Source organism: Streptomyces triticirhizae (genome assembly GCF_003696235.1).
Taxonomy (GTDB): Bacteria; Actinomycetota; Actinomycetes; order Streptomycetales; family Streptomycetaceae; genus Streptomyces; species Streptomyces triticirhizae.
Genome location: NZ_RFFJ01000351.1, coordinates 1 through 2,673, shown reverse-complemented (window position 1 = coordinate 2,673; position 2,673 = coordinate 1). Strand labels below are relative to the sequence as shown.

Sequence of the window (2,673 nt, the reverse complement as noted above, 5' to 3'; positions counted from 1 at the left end):
CCGGCGCGTAGGGCCCGGCCGGGGGCGTGGCCTGGAACCCGCCGCCCAGCGTGGCCTGTTGGCTGGCCGGCGTCGCCCCGCCCTGCGGGAAGCCGTACCCGGCGGAGGCGGGCGGGGTCCCCGGGTAGCCGTACCCGGCGGAGGCGGGCGGGGTCTGCGGATAGCCGTACCCCGGCTGCCCCGGCTGGCCCTGCGGCGGAACGGCGGGGGAAGACGGCGGGGTGCGGGGGTCGCTCTCACCCGCGTCGGGCGCGGGCGTGCCATACGAAGGGGTGCCGGAGGGCGGGGCCGGGGGCGGCACCGGCGGCCCGAAGCCGCCCTGCTCGGCGGAGGGCTGCTCGGGCTGCTCCCCCGGCGGGCCGGGAGGCTGGTTCGGTGGCGGCGGCTGAGACATCGTTCCCCCTGGGCCGGACAGTCACTGGGACTTCGGGCGCTCTTGCCCGACTTGTGCGGACAAGACCGCGATGGCAGCGGTCGCGCACACGGTTCCTCTTTCTATCACCGGACTCCGACAGTGCCGGGCCCGGTTGCGGTTCCGCGACAGCCGTGACCGGCCCGCAACCAAAAGGTGGCGCCGATGGGATGAGAAGGGGGAGGGAAAAGCGAAAGGGAACGAACCGACGCCGCTCAGACCTCGCCCTCTTCGGCCAGTTCCAGCCAGCGGGTCTCCAACCGGTCCCGCTCCTGGGAGACTTCCCGCAACCGCGCGTCGAGTTCCGCGACCCGGGAGAAGTCGGTGGCGTGCTCGGCCATCTCGGCGTGCAGCTCACCCTCCCGCGCGCCCAGCTTGTCCAACTGCCGCTCGATCCGCTGGATCTCCTTCTGGGCGGCCCGGGAGAGCTGGGCCGGCTTGGCCGCCGGCCGCTCCGTCGAGGGTGCGCTCGACCTGGCCGCGTCCGCCGCCGACTCCCGCAACCGCGCCCGGCGTTCGAGGTACTCGTCGACGCCGCGCGGCAGCATCCGCAGCGCGCCGTCCCCGAGCAGCGCCCAGACCGTGTCCGTGACCCGCTCCACGAAGTAGCGGTCGTGGCTGATCACCACGAGCGAGCCGGGCCAGCCGTCCAGCAGGTCCTCCAGCTGGGTCAGCGTCTCGATGTCCAGGTCGTTGGTGGGCTCGTCGAGGAAGAGGACGTTGGGCTCGTCCATCAGCAGCCGCAGCAGCTGGAGCCGGCGGCGCTCGCCGCCGGAGAGGTCGCCGACCGGCGTCCACTGGCGCTCCTTGCCGAAGCCGAAGCGCTCACAGAGCTGGGAGGCCGTCATCTCCCGGCCCTTCCCCAGGTCCACGCGGGAGCGCACGCTCTCCACGGCCTGCAACACCCGCCAGGCCGGGTCGAGTTCGGCGACCTCCTGGGAGAGGTACGCCAGCCGCACCGTCTTCCCCACGGTGATCCGGCCCCCGGTCAGCAGCGGGGAGTCCTCGCCCCACGCCGTCTCGGCCAGCGCGCGCAGCAGCGAGGTCTTGCCCGCGCCGTTCACGCCGACCAGGCCGACCCGGTCCCCCGGGCCCAGCTGCCAGGTGAGGCGGGTCAGCAGGGTCCGCCCGCCGTCGCCCTCGGCGCCGACCCGGACGGTGACGTCCTCCAGGTCGAAGACGGTCCTGCCGAGCCGGGCGCTGGCGAAGCCCATCAGCTCGGCGCTGTCCCGGGGCGGCGGCACGTCGGCGATCAGCTCGTTGGCCGCCTCCACGCGGAACCTGGGCTTGCTGGTGCGGGCCGGGGCGCCGCGCCGCAGCCAGGCCAGCTCCTTGCGGACCAGGTTCTGCCGCCTGGCCTCCTCGCTGGCCGCGATCCGCTCCCGCTCGGCGCGGGCGAAGACGTAGTCGCTGTAGCCGCCCTCGTAGCCGTGGACGGTGCCGTGCTGCACGTCCCACATCCGGGTGCAGACCCGGTCGAGGAACCAGCGGTCGTGGGTGACCACCACCAACGCCGAACGCCGGCCGGCCAGATGGGCGGCGAGCCAGGAAATGCCCTCCACGTCGAGGTGGTTGGTCGGCTCGTCCAGCACGATCAGGTCCTGCTCGGCGATGAGCAGCTTCGCGAGGGCGATCCGGCGCCGCTCGCCGCCGGAGAGCGGGCCGATCACGGTGTCCAGCCCCTGCGGGAAGCCGGGCAGGTCGAGCCCGCCGAACAGGCCGGTGAGCACGTCCCGCACCCGGGCGTCGCCGGCCCACTCGTGGTCGGCCAGCTCGCCGATGACCTCCTGGCGGACGGTGGCCCGCGGGTCGAGCGAGTCGTGCTGGGTGAGCACCCCGAGGCGCAGCCCGCCGGAGTGCGTGACGCGGCCGTCGTCCGGCGGCTCCTGCCGGGCGAGGAGGCGGATCAGGGTGGTCTTGCCGTCGCCGTTGCGGCCCACCACGCCGATCCGGTCGCCCTCGTTGACGCCGAGGGAGACCCCTCTCAGCAGCTCTCGGGTCCCGTAGACCTTGCTGATGGCTTCGAGGTTGACCAGGTTCCTGGCGCCTCGGGCGGTGGTGCTGGACGGCGCCGACCTGGCGGTCCTGGACGGTTCAGGCATGGGAGTCGATGGTAGTCGCCCCGGCGGCCGGCCCGGTCGTCGCGCGGGCGGCGCGGCAGTGGCCGGAGGCCGCCAGCGTCGCGGCGATGGCGGCGGCGGCCTCGGCGTCGGCGGCCAGGAAGGCGCAGCTGGGCCCGGAGCCTGAGACCAGGCCGGCGA

General features: G+C 74.4%; 1 protein-coding gene and 2 pseudogenes. All 3 read right to left on the bottom strand.

The window, feature by feature from the left end:
* Nucleotides 1-394 (bottom strand): annotated as a pseudogene (locus EBN88_RS30310) (PQQ-binding-like beta-propeller repeat protein); the annotation flags it as partial.
* A gap of 233 nt (nt 395-627) precedes the next feature.
* Complete coding sequence (locus tag EBN88_RS29475) at nt 628-2,514, bottom strand: ABC-F family ATP-binding cassette domain-containing protein (protein WP_122400041.1); 1,887 nt, start codon at nt 2,512-2,514, stop codon at nt 628-630.
* Nucleotides 2,507-2,673 (bottom strand): annotated as a pseudogene (locus EBN88_RS29470) (4-(cytidine 5'-diphospho)-2-C-methyl-D-erythritol kinase); the annotation flags it as partial. The gene EBN88_RS29475 and the pseudogene EBN88_RS29470, both read right to left, overlap by 8 nt.

Coding starts and splice junctions, on each gene's coding strand:
- EBN88_RS29475 (WP_122400041.1), bottom strand. CDS start 2,514: ATGCCTGAACCGTCCAGGACCGCCAGGTCGGCGCCGTCCAGCACCACC.